Here is a 22,766-nt window from a genome sequence, read left to right as displayed (position 1 = left end):
ACTCTTCATTCTTCATTTACCTATGGCAAACGATAATTTCGATATACACGAAGAGCAGCATTTCACTCCGGCGGAAAAGGATTATGAGAATGCTTTGCGACCTCTAAACTTCAGCGACTTCAGCGGACAGAACAAGGTGGTTGAGAACCTTGAGGTGTTTGTCGAAGCTGCCAAATATCGTGGTGAACCACTTGACCATACGCTTCTTCACGGACCTCCGGGACTGGGAAAGACCACGCTGAGCAACATCATTGCCAACGAACTGGGAGTGGGATTCAAGATTACAAGCGGTCCGGTGCTCGACAAACCTGGCGACCTTGCCGGCATTCTGACATCATTAGAGAAAAACGACGTGTTGTTTATAGACGAAATACACCGTCTTTCTCCTGTGGTGGAAGAATATCTCTATTCCGCCATGGAAGACTACCGCATCGACATCATGATAGACAAAGGCCCTTCAGCACGCTCTATCCAGATAGACCTCAATCCTTTCACCCTTGTTGGGGCAACCACACGAAGCGGACTACTCACCGCTCCTCTGCGCGCCCGTTTCGGCATCAATCTTCACTTGGAGTATTATGATCCCGAAACCCTTGCACGCATACTGCTTCGGTCGGCCAGCATATTGAAGGTGCCCATTGACTATGAGGCGGCAATGGAGATTGCCCGTCGTAGCCGAGGTACGCCACGTATTGCCAACGCCCTGCTGCGGCGAGTTCGCGACTTCGCACAGGTGAAGGGTAACGGACGTATAGACACCGACATCACAAAACTCTCGCTCACGGCACTCAACATCGACCGCTATGGACTTGACGAGACCGACAACAAGATACTCCTTACCATTATCGACAAGTTCAAGGGTGGACCTGTGGGTGTCACCACCATCGCCACTGCCATTGGCGAGGATGCAGGTACAGTGGAAGAGGTATACGAGCCATACCTCATTATGGAAGGTTTCATAAAGCGCACTCCACGTGGACGAATGGTGACCGAGCTCGCTTACAAGCACTTCGGACGAAATATCTATTCGCAAGAGTTGGAACTGGAGTTCGAGTAGGTTGAAAAGTTGAAAGGTTGAAAGTTTAAAAGTTGAAAGTTGATGTATGACCGGAATATTTACAGGCAGTTTTGACCCATATACGATAGGGCATGACGACATACTGCGTCGCGCCCTTCCTCTTTTCGACCACATTGTCATTGGCATTGGGGTGAACGAGCGGAAGAGTTATATGCAGAGTGAAGAAGAACGTATGAAGACCATAAAGGCCATATATGCCGACGAGCCGAAGGTTGAGGTGAAAACATATAATGACCTTACCATCGACTTCGCCCGTCGTGAGAATGCAAGCTATATAATAAAAGGTGTACGTTCAGTAAAAGACTTTGAATATGAGCGCGACCAGGCTGACATCAACCGCCAGTTGTCGGGCGTAGAAACACTGTTGCTCTATGCCGACCCAAGATATTCCGCGGTGTCGTCTAGCATGGTGCGCGAACTCATACATTTCGGACAGGACGTAAGCCGCTTCCTGCCTTGACTTAGTTTGTTCCCGTGTTTACTACAGGCTGGGCGGAATCGTCGCCGCAGAGTACGACCATAAGGTTGCTTACCATGGCAGCCTTCTTGTCGTCGTCGAGAGTGACCACTCCGTCGGCAGAAAGTTTGTCGAGAGCCATCTTTACCATCGACACGGCGCCCTCTACTATCTTTTCGCGGGCAGTGATGATGGCGCTTGCCTGCTGTCGGCGTAGCATCACGGCGGCTATCTCCGGAGCGTAAGCGAGATAGTTGATGCGTGCCTCCACTACCTCTATTCCCGCCATCGACAGACGTTCGTCGAGCTTTTCCTCAAGCTGCTGGTTTATCTCGTTTCCACCGTCGCGCAGAGTGATGGCGTCGGCGTTGTCAGAATCGTCGTCATAGGCATATTTTCCTGCCACCTCGCGCAGGGCGGCGTCGCTCTGAATCTTCACGAAATTCTCAAATGCCTTCATCACTCCTGCTACATTAGCCCCGACCACCTGTCCGTTTTTTGCAGGATCACCGGCAATGGTCTGCGAGTCAATCTCAAACATTGCCTTATAAGTGTCCTTGAGTTTCCATACCAGCATCAGGCCAATCATCACCGGATTACCAGTCTTGTCGTTCACCTTTATCGGTTCCGCGTCAAGGTTACGTGCACGCAACGACAACTTCTTTGAGGTGAGAAACGGGTTCACCCAGAAGTAGCCCGTGCGTGTGAATGTACCCCTGTACTTACCGAAAAACAGCAGCACCCGAGCCTCGTTAGGCTCCAGCATGAGAAATCCGCCCCAAACAAAGAGGCTTGTGATGAACACGATAATGGCCAACACCACAAATGCCACCACTTCTTCTATTCCGGCCCATATACCTAATCCTATAGAACCGAATGTCATAAACAATGCCACGAAGAGCATCAGAAAACCGTTTAATGTCATGCCACCAAAGGCAAATTCTTTCTTTTCTTCCATTTTTATTCTATTATATTATATATTTAGTTTCACATGTACTCATCTCTTTGACTTCAAAATTACTACAAAAACTACAGAATAATCCTCTTTTTTAATAATATTAGAACTTTTTCTGCGTTTTTATTAAAAAAAAAGCAGTTTGGGGGTTAGGTTTTTCCCTTTTCGATTGTTATAGATACAAAAAGAAAAAAATGAACGTAAGTATAGACGCTGGACAGGTTTTCGTTGACCATTCAACAAAAATGAACATCGTGGCACAACTCATTCTCGGCAACCGACAAGAGGCTGAGGATGCTGTGGCCGATGTGTTTGCCGACATGGCTAACGGAAAGATAACCTTGCATGACGATAATGTGGAAGCAGTGCTCATGACCTGTCTCCGCAATCGGTGTATGAACATACTGAAAAGGAAAACCATATACGAACGCGTCAGGCAACTCGCAAGGCTCGACGATAATGTCGAACCACCTTCCTTCGACAAAGAAACCGACAGGGTGGTAGAGATTAGCAGGTATATCGACACCAAACTCTCGCCACAAACAGCACGCATCGTAAGGATGCACTACCAACAGCGTCTCAAATACCGTGAGATTTCCAACGAATTAGGCATCAGCGAAACAGCTGTCTATAAGCATCTATCAAAAGCGATTATTAAACTCAAACAGAAATTTAATCCTTAAACGACAATGGACAAGACAAGAAAAATAATTCACATGACGGAACATCCCGACCAATACTCGGAAGATGAACTCAGACAACTCCTTATCGACGACGATGAAGGACGGAAAATCTATCGCACAATATGCGAGATAAATGCCGCTCTCGAACTCAATACTAATGTTAAGACATCGAGAGGGACGATGATACGGAAGATTGCCGCCGTTTTCGTGGGAGTGTGCCTGCTCTCCGGATTGGCTTACGCCGCCGTCTCAACAGGACTTTTTGGCAAAACAGAACAAAAGACAACCGACAAAGCCGCCCCGACAACTGTTGAGCAAGTGGAAAAAAACGTAAGGAAACAAACGACAGAAAGCGCTGAACCAACTGTAATAGTGAAGACATACGAAGACGTCACGCTAAAGCAGATATTGACAGAACTGGCTGCCGTGTATCATCTAAATGTAAACTACAAGTCGGCAAAGGCTGATGGCCTCCGCCTGTATTTCCGCCTCGACACACGACGCGGACTGGAAAAGGTAATAGAGGACCTCAACTCATTCGACAATATCAATATAACAAAAAACGGAGACACCCTTACGGTGGATTAACATTATGAACCATTTTTTATCAATAATACTACTCTTTATGGCACTGCCCTTAACGGGAAATGCCCAGCGCTTGTCACGAAACTATCATGACACATCGTTGTCGAAAGTACTCATCGACCTCGACCGCGCATCATCACACTACCATATCAGCTTCATCTACAACGAGCTTGAGGACTTCACGGTCACCAAGCAATTCGACGACCGCCCAGTGGTAGACGCCCTACGCGACGTGATAGGCTTTTACCCAATATCCATGCACATTGGCGACAGCCTTATCTCGGTGGAGTGTATCGACAAAAGCCAAAGAAGGCTTACGGGGCAGCTCGTCGATGAAAACCAAAGACCTGTAGTGTTTGCCAACATCCAGCTTTTCGCGCTTGGAGACTCGACATTCGTAACCGGAGGCGTGAGCAACGAAAACGGCCAGTTTGTCATTCCATGCAACCTGGGCAAGGCCCTCATGCGCGTCACTTGCATCGGATTCAAGCCCGTAGAGCGCACTGTCGCCATCGGCGATGCCGGAACGATAGACATGCAAGGCGACCAGTATGCCATCAACGGCGTGGTGGTGAAGGGACATCACCGAGTGGACAAGGTAGACCGCTCCATCTTCACCTTCACCGACGAACAGAAGAAGAACGCACGACAGACACAGGAAATACTCACCTCCCTTCCAGGCCTCCGCTTCGACGCACTCACGGGCAAGCTCAACACCATGACCGGCAAGACGCTGAAGATACTCATAAACGGCGTGGAAGCCACCGACAACGACCTCAAGTCCATACCAGTAGACAAAATCAAGAATGTGGAATACTACACCGTTCCACCGGCACGATATGCCGATGTAGGCACACTCATCAACATCAAGACCCAACCCCTTGACGCCGGTTATGCCACAGGCTTCGACGTGATGCAGGCAGCCTGGGTGGCATTCAACAACACCAACCTCTACGTGCGCTACAACAAAGGCAACCACCAGATAGCCTTCGACTACAGCATGCAGTATCGCAACAACTCCAATTGCGAGAGCGAAGACACGTATGTGTTCACCGATGGAACCACCGTATCCGACTATCTCTACCGTGGCAACTACCACTTCGGCTACTGCACCCAAGACTTCAACCTCAAGTATATTTATAATAAGGACAACGACCTGACATTCCAGACAAAGTTCTCGCCAAACATCTTCACGCAGTTCTGGCGCACCGACAACGAGATAGAGGCACACAACAACCCGCTGTGGCAAGACGGAGAAGGACGCCAGGAGAGAAAGGTGCGCAGCTTCGGCCCCTCGCTCGACCTATACCTCAACAAGAAGCTCAACGGCAACCAGGAACTCACCGTCGACGTAATCGGAACCTACTATCACAACTCCCAGAACGACCATAACAAGCAGTGGACTTCAGATGCCAATGAAGTGCTGATAGACGACGACATGCGTGCCAAAAACGACAAAATCTCTCTCATCGGCGAAGTGGCATACACCAAGACCTGGGGCCCAACCAATCTCTCGCTTGGATATAAAGCCACTCTCGCCAAATCAGACTACAAGATACGCAACATGCTCTCCGACTACAACGAGTATTCCTACACATCCCACAACGACAACCACTATTTCTACGGTGAAATCGGCGGAAAACTCAACAAGATGTCATACAGGCTCGGCGTAGGAGGAACATACGTCAACACCGACAACGACGTGACCGACTATTCCAAGTTCTACTTCACCCCCAAGCTCGTTCTGTCCTATCCTATAAAGAACGGCCAAGTGCAGTTTGAGGTAAGGTCAAACCCCGTTTTGCCGTCCATCTCCCAGCTCAGCAACAGCGCGAAGATATATATCCCCGGACTCGTCGAGACCGGAAATCCATATCTCGAGTCAGGCAACGACAACTGCGCCATCCTCTCGCTCAATCTCTCCCATCCCTATTTCGACCTCTACACCCAAGCCCTCTTTGATTACATCTCCAACCCCATCTGCAGCAGTTTCAAGTGGGACAAGGTGGGCGACGACCGTTGCATCGTCATGTCGCCGCTCAACGGCAACTACGAGCTGCAGTACGGCGGAATGGTGTGGGGCAGGCTGAAGCCGTTCAAGTCCGAACTCTTCACCATCGGAGTGTATGTAGGCGCATGGAACGACACATACAAGAGCGACATCGTAGGCCGCCAGTCCCACTTCCGTCTTCCCGTCAACTGGGAGATAGGATTCCGCAAGGGACGCTTCGGTGCCTCTTGGTATTACAACACCGTGACGAAAAGCATCAACGGCCCGTTCCTTCACAAGTGTGAGAACAACAGCGAGCTATCCGCCTTCTATCAGCACAAGCAGCTGAAACTCCAGCTTACGAGCGTCTTCTTCCTGCGTACTCCTCACTACGAGTCAGAGACATTGCCCAACGACATCCTCCAGTTCCGCCACTGGAACGAGATACCCGACCAGCGCTCCATGGTGTGTCTCAGCCTGAGTTACAACCTCTTCTCCGGCAAGCAGAAGAATGTAGAAAAGAAGATCGACAACCGCGACTGGGACAAGGGAACACTCTGAAAAGTCACGAAAGACCCTCAATTTTCCAATTATTACGGTCTGCATACGCATGTTTTTATTGGCATGCGTAAAGGCAGACCGTTTTTTTTATGTATTTCATCAACGTCTTTTCAAACTTATGCAAATGATACAATTTCATATTGTATTGCAAAAAATATCATAAAAGATTTGAGAAATAGGAAAAAAGTACCTATCTTTGCCGAATAAATTAAAACAAGGTTATATAACCATGTTTTCAGCACTAATGAATCTAATGGGAGAGAACGCGTTTAAACACTTTTTTATCTCAAACTACCAACGGACCATCAGTCAAGCCCTAAGCCTTGTGAAAAATGAGGAAGTGGCAAGAGATATCGTCCAGGACGCGTTTGAGCAGCTATTTCACTCTTGTCGTGACTTGAGTGAGGAGGAAATGCGCAATTATCTCTACATGATAGTTAGAAACAAATGTGCCGATTATTTCCGAAAATTGTCTGTCCACGACCGATATAGCGAATACGTCAAGCATTTCGCTTCCAAAAGTGAGACAGCTGATGAACATGACAGCAGAATAGACGAAGTGTTAAGCCTTATTGCAAAACTAACCCCCAAGACCCGAAAAATTCTCACCACTCATTATTTGAGTGGTATGAAGTATAGTGATATAGCTGCTGAAATGGAAATTAGCGAGAGTGCTGTAAAAAAGCATATAATGAAAGGACTTAAGTTCATTCGTGAAAATATGATAAAAAACCTTATCTTGTGGTACCTATTTTGGCAATGACAACGAGTTCATTATAAAATATAGAATATGAGTACTGAAGAATTTAATGAAGAAATGTCGCCTGAAGTAGAACAAATTGTTACCGAGGCTTTACTAAATAATATTGACCGCAGCGAAGAATCGCAACGGGAATGGAATCGTCTTGCCAAGAGGCTTTCAAAACAGAAGCGAAGGAGATATATTATTAATATAATGAGAAGTGCCGCTTGTATTGCTCTCGTGGCGGCGGTCAGTGTCTTGGTATGGAGATATGTGGATAAGTATAAGGATGATGTGGTGGTGTATACTGCTAAAGCCAACCAAGGTACTGTCGTAATGACTGCAGGAAACAAGACAGTAATAGTGGAAAAGGACTCGCTGACAGAGACCGTAGCCAAAAACAAGGAAATTGAATGGAAGACAATCACTGTGCCTTCTACAAAAGACTTTCATCTTCATTTGCCCGATGGCAGTAAGGTTTGGCTGAATGCAGGAGCAGAGTTATCGTATCCTACTCGCTTTGGAAAGCGTCGAGAGGTAAGGCTGAAGGGTGAAGCGTATTTTCAAGTTGCTCCTGATGCAGCGCATCCTTTTGTAGTGACAACCGGAAATATTGCGACGAGGGTTGTCGGTACAGAGTTTAATATTGATGCAACAGATGCCAGTCCACGAATTACCTTGGTGAGCGGTCGTGTAGATGTGGATAATGCCGAGGGCATAGTATTGGCAAGTCTTTTGCCAAACGAGTCGGCAGTAGTGTCTCGTGATACTGTTTTCAAGACAGAAGTTGACGTTGAGAACATAATATGCTGGCGCGATGGTATAGAACTGTTCGAAGACGATAGCCTTGAGAATATACTCGTTAGCATTGGCAGTTGGTACAATATGTCGGTAGTGAGTCGTGACATTCCTGAACTCAATAATCGATACCATTTCGTTTACGATCGTCGTAAAAATGTGGAAGAAGCCGTAAATATGCTCTCAACAATTGCAAATATTAAGGTAAATATAGAAAAAAACACTATTTTTGTTGATTAGGGGGTGCCCGAAATTACAATTTGTCCGATTTCATATCGTACAAATTAGTAACTAAACAAAAATAGTATGACAAGGACATCCACCATCAAAAAGGTCTTATTGGCCGCTTTATTATTGGTTTCTCCGTCGGTCATGCCCGTCTTGACAGCTGCAGTTAACTCAGTTCAGCAGAAAGAAGGCGAGCCGTTAGTTTCCGCATTCCGGAAAATCGAGAAAACAACGGGCTATCGTATCAGCTATGCCCAAAGCGACGTCAAGAACCTTAAGGCTCAGGGGAATACATCGTCAAAAGACATCCACAAGGCGCTCGACACTGTCATCGGTAATCTGCCGCTTGCATATAGTGTTGAAGGAAAGTTTGTCACCGTATTCCCCAAGAAGCAGAAAGACACAAATTCTGAAGCCACGCCTAAAGTCACCACTCTTAATAAGTTGACTGTGCGTGGAAAAGTGTATGATCAAGACGGTGAAGGCATACCTGGTGTTTCTGTAAAAGTACCAAGTATGCAGACTGCCATTGTAACAGGAGCTAACGGCAGTTTCACGCTTTACCTTCCACAAGGCCGCACTACAAAGCTTCAGTTTTCGTTCATTGGAATGAAGGATGCCACTTACATTTTCAACGGCAAGCACGACATCAACAATCTCGTAATTAACATGAAGGACGATGCCACTACCATCAACGAGGTGGTGGTTACCGGTATCTATTCAAGAAAGAAGGAGAGCTTTACCGGTTCTTCACAGACATATAATGCTGAAGAACTGAAACTTGTGGGTAACCAAAACCTCATCCAGAGTCTCAAGACCCTCGATCCTGCCTTTACCGTGCTTGAGAACAATGAGTTCGGTTCTGACCCTAACCGTCTTCCTGACTTGGAAATACGTGGAAAGACAAGTATTGTGGGACTGAAGGAGACGTTTGGCGAAGACCCAAACCAACCATTGTTCATCCTCGACGGTTTTGAGACCACCCTCCAAAGCATTATGGACCTCAGCATGGACCGCATCGCCTCTGTCACAGTGCTGAAAGATGCCGCCTCTACCGCCATCTATGGAGCAAAGGCAGCCAATGGTGTCGTTGTAGTAGAAACAAAGGCTCCGGAAATGGGTAAACTGAAGTTCTCATATAGCGGCAACTTCAACGTGTCGTGGGCCGACCTTACCGACTACAATCTTATGAATGCTGCGGAGAAACTGGAGTTTGAACGCCTTGCCGGCAATTTCACCTCAAACATAGCAGACTATCAGGAATTTCAGGAGATTCGCTATAACAAACTCCTGTCAAACGTGCTTAAGGGTGTAGACACCTATTGGCTGTCAGAGCCTCTCCGCACAGGTCTCAACCAACGCCATTTCATAAGCGCACAGGGTGGTAACGAGCAACTCCGCTATTCATTAGGAGTAAGCTACAACAAGATCGATGGTGTGATGAAGAAGTCTGGACGTGACATCCTCAGCGGAAACATCGACGTGCTCTATCGTGTAGGCAAACTGACGTTTTCAAACAAAATGACCGTCAACGTGACAAAGCATACCAATCCTACCGTCTCTTTCTCAGAATATGCTTCAGCCAACCCTTATTATCCAAAGTATGAGGAAGACGGAACAATAGGCAAATGGCTAGAATATAAGGAAAACTCCATGAGCACTACCGATGCTTCAGTAATTGTGGGCAACCCTATGTACAACGACCAGCTGAACAGCTATGACAGGGGCGAGAGCTTTGGGGTGAGAAACAATTTCAGCATGGAATACCGACCATGGAACTTCTTTTGGATACGTGCCCGTTTAGGGCTTACCAAGGAAACAAACGAAAGCGAGAATTTCGTGTCTCCCGAAAATACAGCTTACGACCAAGTTGACGTGCTGAAAAAGGGCTCTTATTCCAACCAACGCAGCGACGGGTTCAGCTACGACGGCGACGTTACAGCAACCTACGGCCAGCTGCTTGCAAAGAAACATCAGATTAATGCTGTATTAGGAGCGTCAATACGTGAAAGCAGCGACCAGTCAAAGGGATTCTCGGCAGTGGGATTCCCTGAAGGCAACTTCACCACTCCGGGGTTCGCCAACCAGTATACCGAAAGTGGCAAGCCCACCTATTATGACTCCAAAAACCGTACGGCAAACTTCTATTTCAATGGCGGTTACTCTTTCGACAACCGTTATCTTCTGGATGTCAACTATCGTCTGGACGGTTCTTCTGTGTTCGGCACAAACAGAAAGTTCTCCAACACATGGGCTGTGGGTTTAGCATGGAATATCCACAATGAGAAATTCATGAAGGACACAGAGCTTTTCCAGATGTTGAAAATAAGAGGTTCGATAGGTAATCCGGGAAACCAGAACTTCGGTTCTTACAACACGCTCACCACCTATAAGTTTAACAACTGGATGACCAATAACTTCGGTACCGGACTTCTCATCGACGCCATCGGCGATCCAGACCTTGCATGGCAAAAGACCATCGACATGAACGTCGGTCTTGATGTCAGCCTTTTAAACCGTCTGCACCTCAACATCGACGTGTTTCACAAAAATACCGACCCGCTGCTTGCCTCAATTGGTATACCAGCCTCTGTCGGCGTAACCAGCCGTCTTGCAAATATCGGAAAGCAAGTGACCGACGGTTTCAACGGAACCATACGCTACTCTTTCATCTATCGTCCGAAGGAAAGGATGAACTGGACGACATCGCTCTCGTTCAGCCATGTACGCTCTCACTATGAGAATATTGGTTCAACACTTGCCCAGTATAACAACGAGAACCTTACCAAAAACATGACCCGCTACTACGACGGTGGAAGCCCTTCGGCATTGTGGGCAGTAAGGTCGGCAGGCATCGACCCCGCCACAGGTAAGGAAATTTTCATAACCAAGAGCGGCAACTACACATTCTCCCATTCCTACGACGACGAGGTGGAGGTGGGCGACACACGTCCCGATGTAGAAGGAGTGTTCGGTAATGTATTTTATTACAAAGGCTTCTCGGCCAGCATTTATATGAGATATAGTCTTGGAGGCGACACCTTCCTCAGCACACTCTACGACAAAGTGGAGAATATCTCAAGTTCGGCACTTGCAAAGAACCAAGACCGTCGTGCACTCTACGACCGATGGCAGAAACCTGGAGACATAGCAAAGTTCAAAGGCATTTCGAGAACCGAATCCACGCCGATGTCGTCACGTTTTGTCTCTGTCAATAATTATCTCACCATTGAGTCCATACGCGTGTCGTATGAGTTGCCCTATACCTTGATGAAGAAGATGGGATTACAAGGCATGACGTTCAGCGCATACATGAACGACATTGCCCGTTGGGCCACAGTGAAGGAAGAACGTGGTACGAGCTATCCGTTCTCACGCAGTATCTCTATGGCTTTGTCACTGAATTTCTAATTCCAAAACGCAATAACGATGAAAAGAATAATAAATCACATATTGGCTGCCGCGATTCTTACCGCCTTCCTCACATCGTGCAACGATTGGCTTGACATACAGCCAAGCGACCGCATTGCCGAGGAGAACAACTTCTCTTCCCAGTCAGGATTCAAGAAAGCGCTTAACGGTGTATACGTGGAACTCAACCGCGACGCCATCTACGGGCGTAACCTGAGCTGTGGCTTCGTGGAAGTGCTTGCACAGAGATATGCAGTGAGCGACGAAAACAAGTCGGTGAAGGAATATATGCTCTTCAGATACGACGGATCCGATGCCAAAAGCATCATACAGAACATCTGGAACACGTCGTATACGCTCATTGCAAACATCAATGCCATCATCAGCAATGCTGAAACCCACAAGGATGTGCTCACAGGCAATAACTATCGCCTTATCTGCGGAGAAGCACTGGCCCTGCGCGCCTATCTGCATTTCGACCTCTTCCGACTTTTCGGGCCTGCATATGACGAGGAGTCTACGGTGAAGACCATACCTTACCGCACTTTGTTCTCCCTCGACGTGGAGCCGCAGCTCACACCGAAGGACTTTTTCGTTCGACTCGAAAAGGACATACACGATGCAGACAGTCTTCTCAACGGAATAGACCCAGTGATAGAATATGGTGTTGCCGGCGATACCAGAGACGACTTCCTAAAGTACCGCAACCTGCGTATGAACTATTATGCAGTACAGGCTCTCGCCATGCGTGTATACTACACCAAGGGCGACGACGAGAAAGCATTAGAGTATGCAAAGAAGGTTATAGAAGTGCAGGAAAGCCACTTCCCTTGGATAAAACCAGGCAGGCTTACCGCCGCAACACCTGACAGGGTATTTACTTCAGAGGTGATCTTCGGCTTGCAGAACCTTCAGCGAAACAATCTTTACACAAGTCTTTTCGATGGTTCCAACCTGAAACTCTCTACACTCCTTGCCCCAAGAACAGACGTGGCAAAGCAGATATTTGAAAACGACCAGGTGGACTACAGATACTCTTCGTCACTGAAGAATCAGGTGGAGATTTCTGGTACTCAATACAGTGTGTTCAACAAGTATCAGGGTGAGTCGTCCGACTCTCTCTGCAACCAGCTTATACCGATGCTCCGTGTCAGCGAGGCCTACCTTATTGCCGCCGAACTATCTACGGTGAAAAGCGAGCGTCTGGCCTATCTCAACGAGTTCCGCAACCATCGTGGCATACGTAGCCAGGACTTTGCTGACGACTACGACATCAAAATAGAACGTCGAAAGGAATTTTGGGGCGAGGGACAGTTGTGGTTCTGGTACAAGCGACGCCAGATGACCAGTATCAAGGATGCCATCTCAGCCTACGGCGAGACAAAGATTAGCGTAGACAAATATGTGCTGCCAATACCTGACAGTGAAACGAAATACAACTAACATATAAGGAGAAAACAGGCATGAAAAGAATCATTTTATATACATTCGGAGCAATACTTCTTGCCACGGCTCTGGTATCGTGTGAGAAGGAACTGATGAACTACACAGGTAAAGACGGCATCTATTTCGATACAGACGGAATGATTGACGACACAGTAAGTGTACACTGGGGACTGAAAAACAGTGAAGTCACCGAACAGACTATCGACCTGAAGGTGTTGCTAATAGGCAATGTAGCCGACCACGACAGAAGTTTCAACGTTGAGGTGGTGACAAGGGAAGGCGACGACAGTGCTGCCATAGAAGGCATTCACTATGAGCCGATAGCAAAACAACATACCATAAAGGCCGGAGAGGCAGAGACCACCATCAGTGTGAAACTCAAGCGTTCTGCCGATATACAGAACAAGCCAGTGCGGTTTGCTATAAAACTTGTCGAGAACGACGAACTCGCCTTCATATATACACGATATGGGTCGCAGATAGTCAACGACACTACAGTCGAATCAAGAGCTCTCGACTATCAGCGCGCCATCTATATCGACGAGAACTTTCCGATACCTACGTGGTGGTCGTACTATGGTGTGCAATATTTCGGCACATGGAGCATGAAGAAGGCCATTCTCATCTGTGATGTAATGGAGATCGACCGTGAGTTATGGATGAAGGATATCGTCACTGGCCTGTCGGCCGGTTACCTGAAATTTGCAGGAAGGTACATGCAGCGATGGCTGAACGAGAATCCTCAGTACGAGGACGACGGCAGCCTCATGGTCATGGGACCCGACTCCCAGGGCTTTTGATTCATATAACAGTATTCCACGAACAAGAAAAAGATTACAATCATGAGAAAAACGTTTATTGCAATCATAGCGGCCGTTGTGGCGGCTCTTGCTATCTCCTGTGCAGAAGATAAGGGCAACTACGACTATCATGCCATCAACGAGGTTACCATCAGCGGCATAAAGACAGGGGAGACAATGACAAAGGTGTCGTTTATCGACCATCTTGTCATCGACCCGCAAATCTCTTCTTCTATGGGGAAGAACTCTGAGAATGACTATGAGTATACTTGGAAGATGATGCCGGCAGGAGTGGACTTCGACAAAATAGAAGACATTGATGCCACCATAATATCACGGGAGAGGAAAATAGACCAACTTGTGACATGGGAACCGGGAGACTATTCGGTGTTCTTTATTGTAAAGGACAAAGACAACGGACTATGTACCACTGCAAGTTTCAAACTGCGTGTGAAGTCGACTACCAGCGAGGGATGGATGGTGCTCTGCGACAACAACGGACGCTCGCGTATGGACATCATCTTTAATGTAGACGCCGACAACGACCTCATTGCCCACGATGTTTGGCAGTCGTCGGATTTCAACCCAGGACGTCCGGAAAAGATCATCTTCAATTATACTATTTATGAGACTGCCGCACTGCTCGTGACCGACAAGTCAACATACAATCTTGATGTCACCGACCTTCATGCAGGTGAGGACAACGAACTGAAATGGCGTTTCGGTATTCCGCCTGAGGGACTGAGAGTACAAGCTTCGGCCATGTCGCAATTCTCCATCAACAACCTTTGGGTATTGGTGAACGAGAAGAATGAGGTTTATGTGCTCGACCGCTCGGTCAACAACAGTGTGTTTGAGTTTCCTGTAAACAAGGTTGACGGCACTAAGGATTTCAAGGCCGCCCCGTTTGTTGGCGTAAGTTATAATAATGTATATAGCGGAGGATATGGCTGTGCACCGGCCGTACTCTATGACATGACCAACCGCCAGTTTCTCGTCATCCGCAACAACTCCCATTATCCGTCGCCCATCGCTTTCAGCGGTGCCACCATGTTCACTGCCCAGACAGGCCGCGACATAGTGTGGATGGAGTCTGCCAAGGACGGCCGCATATATTCACTGTTGCGTGACCCTGCCGACAACCGCCTGTATTTCTATTGCTTCGAACTCAGGGCAAACTATACTCCAGGCTCTTACTGGTGGGAAGAGGGAACATACGAGGAGTACAACGTGCAGCACTACTATGGCGAAGTACTCGGCAACGGGCTCGCCACTGCCACAATGTATGCCATAAACCACCAGTTCCCATACATCTTCTATGTATCAAACAACACCATCTACCAGTTTGACATGGGTCATCCCGAAGAGCAGGCCAAGGAGGTGCTCTCCTTCCCGGGAGAAACCATCAAGTGCATCAAGTTCTGTCCAATGGTGGCATGGGAGTCTTACGAAGACTGGGAGCGCCAGCGTGGCTATCAGCTCGTTGTGGGCACTACAAAAGACGGTGCCGACAAGGCCGACTGTGGAGTGGTGAGAATGTATGAGGTGCCAAACCTCATGGCTCCACTTGTTAAGCTCAAGGAGTATCAGGGACTTGGCGACATTGTCGACATTGCATACAAGGAACGTAAAAAATAACATACTTAAAACAATAAAAAGAAATACGATGAAACACAAAGCAATTATTGCCGTAACGACATTGTCGTTCGTGGCCATGAGCCACGCTATGGCGGCAACTTACAGGGTAAAGGGAAAGGTGGCAAACCACAGTGGCCGCATAGTGCTTGTGGCGCCCAATCTAAAAGGCGGTATCGACACACTCGCCACATCGGTAAAGGCTGATGGCTCTTTCGATTACAAAGGCAACATTAGCGAGCCCGTGTCGGCAGAACTGCGTGCTTACGACACTCGTGTAGCCGTGCCCTTGATTCTTGAGGCTGCAACAGCCGAAGTGTCGGTAGACGCAAAGCATCCTGCAGCCTATAAGGTAAAAGGCGGAGGAGAGATGCAGCAGCTCGCTACGTCATTCCGCGAAAAAGAGTACGCACTCATTTATGAGGCAGACTCAGTGAAGCGCATGATGGAGAAAGAATATGCCTCCGACCCTGCCTTCGGACGCATACAGGTGAAGGGCATGATGCAGATGTACAACGACAAATACAGTGCATTGGAGGATGAGTTTATCAAAGCTAACGACAACATCGTAAGTGCCACAATCCTCGGACGCAGGCTGCGTGAGCTCGTGGGCACCAAGACACTTCCCGCAAAATACGCGATGCTGGGCGAACACGCCCGTGCCACCGTGTATGGAAAACTGATGAAGCCCTGGTACGACAAAATCTCGAGTATTGTAGTGGGAGGCATAGCTCCCGACCTCACCATGAACACTCCAGAAGGCAAACCTCTCTCCATCCATGGAGTGAAGGCAAAGGTGAAGATACTCGACTTTTGGGCGTCGTGGTGCGGCCCATGCCGTGCTGAAAATCCCAATGTGAAGAAGATATACTCAAAGTATCACGACCAGGGACTCGAAATCATAAGCGTCTCGCTCGACGCTAAGCTTGACCCTTGGAAGCAGGCAATAGAAAAAGACCAGCTGCCATGGATTCACATCTCCGACCTGAAGGGATGGAACTCGGTGGTCACTGACGTGTATGAGATTCACGCCATACCGCAGCTCTTCATCCTTGATGCCGACAACCGCATATTGGCTGAGGGACTAAGGGGTGAGGAACTTGAGAAGTTCATTGCCAGCTTGTTTAAGTAAAAAAAGAGAAAAACAACATATTAGTAATTAAATAATCAAAATTATACAAAATTACATTATGAAGAAATTCTATCTATTTATCACAGCGCTGCTCGTGGCAGCAGCTCCAAAGTCGATGGCTATCACAGTGGATGACCTCGTGGGAGAGTACAAAACCGTTACCGAAGGCAAGACAAAGCTTACGGCTGGAGGCATCCAGGGCGTTGAATCCTCTTTTGACACCTACACTATGACCATCAAGAAGGTTGACGACAAGACCATCACTTTTACCAACTTCGCAAACTGTAATGTTGACATGACCGCTACTGTCGACCTCGCAACGATGACATTCAGCATCACCGACAAACAGTTCCCTAGCGGTGGAATAGGTTTCGCATTCCGTCCCTACACTATGGAAGGAAGCACGGTAACTCCCGTTGAGGACGCATTGGTTACAGGTTCGTTCAATGCCTCTGCCTCTGAAATTAAAATTAATGAGTGGGCTGCGTTCTATGGCGCAAAAGGAAGCAGAACCGCTTATGCTTACGGAAAGTCCACCCTCACTCCCCAAACAGCTGGCGATGCTCCTCTTAAGACCTTCACTGCCACCTACGACAACGGCACATGGACCACTGCACAGAGTGGCAATTGCTACATCGACGTCTTCGACGACCACTATGTGCTCAGAGACTATGTGAAGGAAGGCAAGGAGATTAAGTTCACCTACAATGCCGAGACAAAGAAAATATCCATGAAGGATGCTGTATACACATGGGGTTCGCCAAGCTATGTAAATCCAGGTAATGGAGCATGGTATCTGTCGTTTGTTGTTGAAAACGACGCCATAGCCTTCTCTCCCGATTTCAAAAATTCATCATTCGACATCGGTGAAGAGGGTGGCACAATGGTCATCTGTTCTGATTATTACAAGTACTACAACGACCTCAATCCTGCCGCTGTCTACACAGCTACTATCAAATGGGGTGATGGAGGTCCTTCAACAGGCATCACTTCTGTTGAGTCAACAGACAATGCCGACGCTCCTGTTTACAATCTCTCAGGCATGAAAGTGAAGCCGGTGAGTGGCGGTCTCTACATCCGCAATGGTAAGAAATACATTGCTAAGTAAATACTCTTTTATTATACACGCGAAAGCTCTCCGAGTAAAAACGGGGAGCTTTCTTTTATAAAAAATAATGGGAAAATGTTGTTTATAACGGAAAAAGACATTACCTTTGCACCAACCAAAAAAAGAAATAGAAAACAAGTGAAAAACCATGAAGTCTATGAACTACCAGAAAATAATCAATGAAATCTATGAGACTGTGTTGCCGATGCAGGCAATGGGACGACAGGCGACTTATATCCCGGCTCTTGCCGAGGTAAACCCCGAACAGACGGGAATGTGTGTAGAGACGCTCGACGGGAGACGATATGCAGTGGGAGACTCTGACGTGAGATTCTCCATTCAAAGCATATCAAAGGTGTTTTCGCTCGCCATGGCTTTGAGCCTCGAAGGCGACAAGGTGTGGAAAAGGATGGGAAGGGAACCGTCGGGTGCATCGTTTAACTCGCTCGTGCAGCTCGAACTGGAATTCGGAAAGCCACGCAATCCGTTTATCAATGCGGGGGCGATAGTAGTGGCTGACATTCTCGCTTCGCGCCTGGAGAATCCTGAAGAGGATTTTATATGTTTCGTTCGTTCCATTTCAAACGACACTTCCATCGGCTATAACGATGAGGTGGCCCTTTCTGAATATTCCTGTGGCTATCTTAATGCGGCAATAGCCAATGTGCTGAAGTTTCATAACAACCTCGAAGGCGACATAGACCGTGTGCTGAGGCTTTATTATCGTATTTGTAGTGTAGAGATGACGTGCTGCCAGCTTGCGCAGGCTTTCCTGCCCTTTGCCGACCATAGGCGTGAGTTCTGTCATTCGGGCGTGAGGCTTACCACGTCGCAGGTGAAGCGCATGAATGCCGTGATGCAGACATGCGGGTTTTACGACGAGGCTGGCGACTTCTCCTTCCTTGTGGGACTTCCCGGGAAAAGTGGAGTGGGGGGAGGCATTGCCGCCGTGTGTCCGGGCAACTATTCGGTGGCGGTGTGGAGTCCAAGGCTCAATGCCAAGGGTAATTCGGTGGTGGGCATGAAGATGCTTGAGCTGCTCACTACCATGACTGAGGAGTCGGTGTTCTGAGAGGTAAAGCCATTCGTTGAGGATACAGTAAATCACATCTTCAGCTCGAACCAGAATGTGGAGCCTTTGCCCGGTTCGCTGTCGACGCCAATCTCGCCGCCGAGGTGGTGGGTGATGGCGCGGCTTATCTCAAGTCCTATGCCCGCTCCTTGGGAGAAGGCGTTGACCTTGGTGAAACGGTCGAATATGCGGGAGTGCATCTCGGGTGGAATGCCGATGCCGGTGTCTTCCACGTAGAAGTGTATGGTGTCGGTGCCCACTAAGAAGTATCCTATCTTCACATGGCCTTCGGATGTGAACTTCGCCGCGTTGCTTGCAAAGTTTACCAATACTTGGGTCAGACGGCCGAGGTCGCTCTTTATCGTAAGTTGTGGTTTGCCGCAGTGGGTGATGACCTTTACGCCTTGTTTCACCTTCAGCATAGTAGACATGGCAACGTCGTTGCAGAGCTTGTTGACGTCAACGTCGTCTTGTGAGAATTGCATGCTTCCCGCCTCGAGTTGCGAAAGGTCGAGCAGGTCGGAGACGATCTGCAGCAGCATTTGGTTGTTTTTCTCTACTATTTGTACTATTTCACCTTTGTCTTTCTTGTTTATGTCGTCCTGGCACAGAAGTCGTGAGAAGCCTATGATGGAGTTCAGCGGTGTGCGTATCTCATGGCTCATCGACGCGAGGAATGCCGTCTTCATCTTGTCGGCCGACTCGGCTCGTTCCTTTGCCTCAATGAGGTTTTGTTCCATGGCTATCTGTTCGGTCACGTTTTGTGTTATTGCGCTTACTTCCACCACGTTGTGTTCGGGGTCGAATTTCGTGACCGCCGAGAACACTTTTTGGTAGTCCCAGTGGCCGTCTTTTTCGTTTACTCTAACCAGTGCCTGCAGCTTGGGGTTTTCGCCTCGTTTTGCCGCCTCGCGGAAGTCGGTGATCAGATGCCGGTCGTCGGGATGAAGGGCTCTGGTGAAGAAATCGAGTCCGCGATACTGGTCGTTGACTGCCATTCCGTTGTTGACATACCATTGTCGGGTGGCATATCCCACGTCGGTCATGATGTTTATTCTGGCATATCCTATCTGTGCCACTTCGGCGGTCATGGATATGATATCGTCGAGGTCGCGCACTTTCTCGTCGGTTGATGTCTCGACGGAGCGGTCGATATATGCTCCGAGGTAGCCGCGGTGGTTGCCGTCGTTGTCGTATATCTTGCTGTATCTTGTGTCGATGCGTATTGTCCGGCTTTCGGGCGGCACGTTTGACTGCGACTCGGGCGAGTAGCCTTGGTGGTAGTAGAAGAAGGAGTCGTAGTACGGCCGGCGTCTTATCTCGTCTTTCGTCTGGCTGCACAGCAATGGCGAGGTGAAGATGTTGAAGTTTGAAAGCACGCTGAAGTCCTTGAACCCAAACAGTTCGAGTGCCTTGGAATTGATGCGAGTGGCATTTCCGTCGATGTCGAATGAGATCAGTCCGATAGGCATTTTTTCAAGCACGTCTTCAGAATTGGCTCGTTCTACCTTTACCTTTTCCTGCGACAGTTTGAGTTGTCGCCACATCAGCATTGTGTTGGCAGTGTTGAACAGCCATTCGAGGTCGTCGGTTTCCCAGTGGTATGTCTGGTCCATGAAGTCGATGCCGAGCACTCCTTTTATTTCGTGTTGCTTTATCTTCAGTGGGACTGACGCGTGTGACCTCACCTTGAGTTTCAGGAGTTCACTGCGCAAATCGGCATATTCGTCGCCAAGCGTCTCCACGTCGTCAATCATGACATAAGTATTGTTTTCTATGGCGTTTTTCCAAATGGCATGCCATTTGAATGTTTTGTAGAAATCTTTCGGGAACGGCTCTACTCCATCTGCAACTGTTTCAATAATGTTGAGTTTTCCTTTTTGTTCATATATGACAAAGACCCTACCTGCACCGTACATTTTAAGTACGTCGCGAAGTAGTTCGTCCCCAACAGCATCCACATCGTCCGTTTCAAGTATTTTCCTCATTGTTCTTGTCATTGTGGATGCCATTTCTTTCAGGAGTTGGTATGATTTGTTCTCCTTATATCTCATATTGTTTTGTTTTAATATATATTGTTTCAGTTATGGTTGAAATGAGTAGGATATTGTTCGTTTTTTCTGCAAATGTAATAATAAAACTGATAAAGTGTTATTTTTTTCAATGGAATTGTTCCTCGTTTATATATATTTAACAAATAGGTGTGGTTATAATATCAGAAAAAGCAGTATTTTTGCATTGGCGTGTATTAATATGCACGGCAATATTGTATTAATTTATATAGAACTATGCGCAAACTATTCATTACTTTTACCTTATTGGCACTGTCGGTCATGAACGTGATGGCCGACGAGATGATGGATGCCGTGAGAAGGAATCTTGCTCTTTGGCCTGACGTACGCGAGAGTTACATACGCTATGGCGAGCAGTATGCGGGCAAGCCATGGCTTTCGCCCAGTGCCCGGTTGTTTTCAGAGTTCAAGACCAATGGCAACCGCACCCGTTATGAGGCTGCCACGTTTGCCAAGCGCAGGCAGCTTGCCGCTTTGGTCATGGCAGAGGTGGCTGAAGGCAAGGGACGCTTCATGGGCGACATCATAGATGGGCTGATGAGTACACTGGAGGAGACGTGGTGGGGACTGCCTGCCCATTACGGTACGAAGATAATGCTGCCAGACGACCAGAACGTCGATTTGTTTAATGCCGAGACGGCGGGTCTCGTGGCATGGACAAAAAGAGCCCTCGCAAAGCAGCTGGAGGAGTTTTCGCCGCTCTTGATGAAGAGGATAGACACAGAGATGGAGCGTAGAATACTTGTTCCAGCCTTGGAGCACGACCACTGGTGGAAGCGTGCCGGCATGAACTGGAATCCCTGGATATGCTCAAATTGGGCGGTAAGCGTGACTGAATGTGAGCACGACACGTTGAGAGCCGACAGAGCCTTCTCGCAGATAGAGGCCGCCATGAAATGTTTTGTGGATGCTTATCCCGACGATGGTGGATGCGACGAGGGCCCGACGTATTGGGACCGTGCCGCCGCCTCGATGTACGACTGTATATTGTCGTTGGAGGGTAGAGGGAAGAGGGTAGAACTATCTCCAAAGCTACTGCGTATGGCTTCCTACTGCTATTCCACATACATTGCCGACGGATACTGCCTTAATTTCGCCGATTCTCATGGTAACCGCCTTGTGCAGCAGCCAAACGTGATGTATGTCATCGGAGTGATGACCGGCGACGTGACGATGCAGGAGTTTGCCGCTTATGTGGCCCGGGAAAAAGGCTTTTGGAGCGACGCTTCGGGAATGTATGACAAAAGCGGCAACTATCCTACTCTCGGCCGGGAACTGGTGTTTCTGAGCATGCTCGACAAGTTCAGCAAGGTGGAGCCTCGCGAACCGCAGATGGCTGACAACTGGCTGCCACGCCTGCAGATATTCTCAGCGCGCCGAAACGGCATGTTTGTGGCAATGAAGGGCGGCCACAACGACGAGAGCCACAACCATAACGACGTGGGCAGCTTTGTGGTTTACGACGGAGGAAAACCTGTGCTTGTCGACCCTGGAGTAGGGGAGTATACCTCCCAAACCTTCGGCAAGGGAAGATATGACATCTGGACCATGCAGTCGGCCTATCACAATCTTCCAAAGATAAACAACTGCGACCAGAAGAACGGCAAGCGGTATGCCGCACGCAACGTGAAATACAGGAAAGGCGCGTTGGAGATGGACATTGCCGGTGCTTATCCTGACAGTGCCGGCGTGAAGCGCTGGACGCGCAAGGTTTCAATAGACCGTCGTGGCATAGTCACCATAGACGACAGTTATGAACTCTCACGCGGCAATGCTCCGCAGCAGCTTATGCTCCTTTCCGCCGTTGAGCCGAAAGTGGATGAAAGCGGCATACTTCTCGGCAGTTGTCGCCTGCGCATGAACAATGCCGTGGTAGACGTGAAGGTGGAACCCCTTGCCGACAAGTTTGACCCGATGATGCAGTCGATGTGGCCCGACGGCCTGTGGCGTATTGTGCTATCCGTCAAGGGCAGGAGCGTGATTAAAGTAATAAAGGAGGCAGAGGGAAGTTGA

The 22,766-nt window shown here is 48.3% G+C and carries 17 protein-coding genes; 15 read left to right on the top strand and 2 right to left on the bottom strand.

Features of this window, described 5'->3' with window-relative positions; all coding sequences use genetic code 11:
- Positions 1–22 precede the first annotated feature (22 nt).
- On the top strand, positions 23–1,057 hold the full coding sequence (ruvB, locus tag CIK98_RS02755) for a Holliday junction branch migration DNA helicase RuvB (RefSeq protein ID WP_094382759.1): 1,035 nt from the start codon (positions 23–25) through the stop codon (positions 1,055–1,057).
- Between the two features lie 46 nt (positions 1,058–1,103).
- Positions 1,104–1,538 (top strand): pantetheine-phosphate adenylyltransferase, encoded by a 435-nt coding sequence (coaD, locus tag CIK98_RS02750; RefSeq protein WP_094382758.1) that lies wholly within the window; start codon positions 1,104–1,106, stop codon positions 1,536–1,538.
- Between the two features lies 1 nt (position 1,539).
- Here the strand turns inward: coaD and CIK98_RS02745 are convergent, their stop codons facing one another.
- Positions 1,540–2,493, bottom strand: a complete 954-nt coding sequence (locus CIK98_RS02745; protein WP_253249621.1) for an SPFH domain-containing protein — start codon at positions 2,491–2,493, stop codon at positions 1,540–1,542.
- Between the two features lie 191 nt (positions 2,494–2,684).
- On the opposite strand from CIK98_RS02745, the gene CIK98_RS02740 reads away from it, so the two are divergent.
- From CIK98_RS02740 to CIK98_RS02685, 12 genes are all read left to right on the top strand, one after another.
- The gene (locus CIK98_RS02740) at positions 2,685–3,173 is read left to right on the top strand and encodes a sigma-70 family RNA polymerase sigma factor (protein ID WP_094382757.1); all 489 of its coding nucleotides are present in this window, start codon (positions 2,685–2,687) and stop codon (positions 3,171–3,173) included.
- 6 nt (positions 3,174–3,179) lie between these two features.
- On the top strand, positions 3,180–3,761 hold the full coding sequence (locus tag CIK98_RS02735) for a FecR domain-containing protein (protein WP_094382756.1): 582 nt from the start codon (positions 3,180–3,182) through the stop codon (positions 3,759–3,761).
- A 4-nt stretch (positions 3,762–3,765) separates the two neighbouring features.
- Positions 3,766–6,309, top strand: coding sequence for a TonB-dependent receptor (locus CIK98_RS02730; protein WP_141210372.1), 2,544 nt, complete (start codon positions 3,766–3,768; stop codon positions 6,307–6,309).
- 229 nt (positions 6,310–6,538) lie between these two features.
- A complete protein-coding gene (locus CIK98_RS02725) occupies positions 6,539–7,072 on the top strand; it encodes an antiterminator Q family protein (protein ID WP_094382754.1) in 534 nt (177 codons plus the stop codon).
- A 27-nt stretch (positions 7,073–7,099) separates the two neighbouring features.
- A complete protein-coding gene (locus tag CIK98_RS02720; protein WP_094382753.1) occupies positions 7,100–8,089 on the top strand; it encodes a FecR family protein in 990 nt (329 codons plus the stop codon).
- A gap of 66 nt (positions 8,090–8,155) precedes the next feature.
- Positions 8,156–11,488 carry a SusC/RagA family TonB-linked outer membrane protein gene (locus CIK98_RS02715; RefSeq protein WP_094382752.1) on the top strand — a complete coding sequence of 1,111 codons (3,333 nt, stop codon included), beginning with the start codon at positions 8,156–8,158 and terminating at the stop codon, positions 11,486–11,488.
- A gap of 18 nt (positions 11,489–11,506) precedes the next feature.
- The gene (locus tag CIK98_RS02710) at positions 11,507–12,931 is read left to right on the top strand and encodes a RagB/SusD family nutrient uptake outer membrane protein (RefSeq protein WP_094382751.1); all 1,425 of its coding nucleotides are present in this window, start codon (positions 11,507–11,509) and stop codon (positions 12,929–12,931) included.
- Positions 12,932–12,951: 20 nt separating this feature from the next.
- A complete protein-coding gene (locus CIK98_RS02705) occupies positions 12,952–13,734 on the top strand; it encodes a DUF4843 domain-containing protein (RefSeq protein WP_094382750.1) in 783 nt (260 codons plus the stop codon).
- Positions 13,735–13,776: 42 nt separating this feature from the next.
- Positions 13,777–15,372, top strand: coding sequence for a PKD-like family lipoprotein (locus CIK98_RS02700; protein WP_094382749.1), 1,596 nt, complete (start codon positions 13,777–13,779; stop codon positions 15,370–15,372).
- A gap of 28 nt (positions 15,373–15,400) precedes the next feature.
- Positions 15,401–16,501 (top strand): TlpA disulfide reductase family protein, encoded by a 1,101-nt coding sequence (locus CIK98_RS02695; protein ID WP_172409788.1) that lies wholly within the window; start codon positions 15,401–15,403, stop codon positions 16,499–16,501.
- A gap of 58 nt (positions 16,502–16,559) precedes the next feature.
- Complete coding sequence (locus tag CIK98_RS02690; protein ID WP_094382747.1) at positions 16,560–17,609, top strand: hypothetical protein; 1,050 nt, start codon at positions 16,560–16,562, stop codon at positions 17,607–17,609.
- A 157-nt stretch (positions 17,610–17,766) separates the two neighbouring features.
- Complete coding sequence (locus tag CIK98_RS02685; protein ID WP_094382746.1) at positions 17,767–18,681, top strand: glutaminase; 915 nt, start codon at positions 17,767–17,769, stop codon at positions 18,679–18,681.
- A 32-nt stretch (positions 18,682–18,713) separates the two neighbouring features.
- On the opposite strand, the gene CIK98_RS02680 is transcribed toward CIK98_RS02685, so the two are convergent.
- Positions 18,714–20,735: an ATP-binding protein gene (locus CIK98_RS02680; RefSeq protein WP_094382745.1), complete on the bottom strand. Its 2,022-nt coding sequence runs from the start codon at positions 20,733–20,735 to the stop codon at positions 18,714–18,716.
- Between the two features lie 234 nt (positions 20,736–20,969).
- Between CIK98_RS02680 and CIK98_RS02675 the strand changes: the two genes are divergently transcribed.
- Positions 20,970–22,766 (top strand): heparinase II/III family protein, encoded by a 1,797-nt coding sequence (locus CIK98_RS02675; RefSeq protein ID WP_253249619.1) that lies wholly within the window; start codon positions 20,970–20,972, stop codon positions 22,764–22,766.

Source organism: Prevotella sp. P2-180, from assembly GCF_002251435.1.
Lineage (GTDB): Bacteria > Bacteroidota > Bacteroidia > Bacteroidales > Bacteroidaceae > Prevotella.
This window is presented reverse-complemented; position numbering and strand designations above follow the sequence as displayed.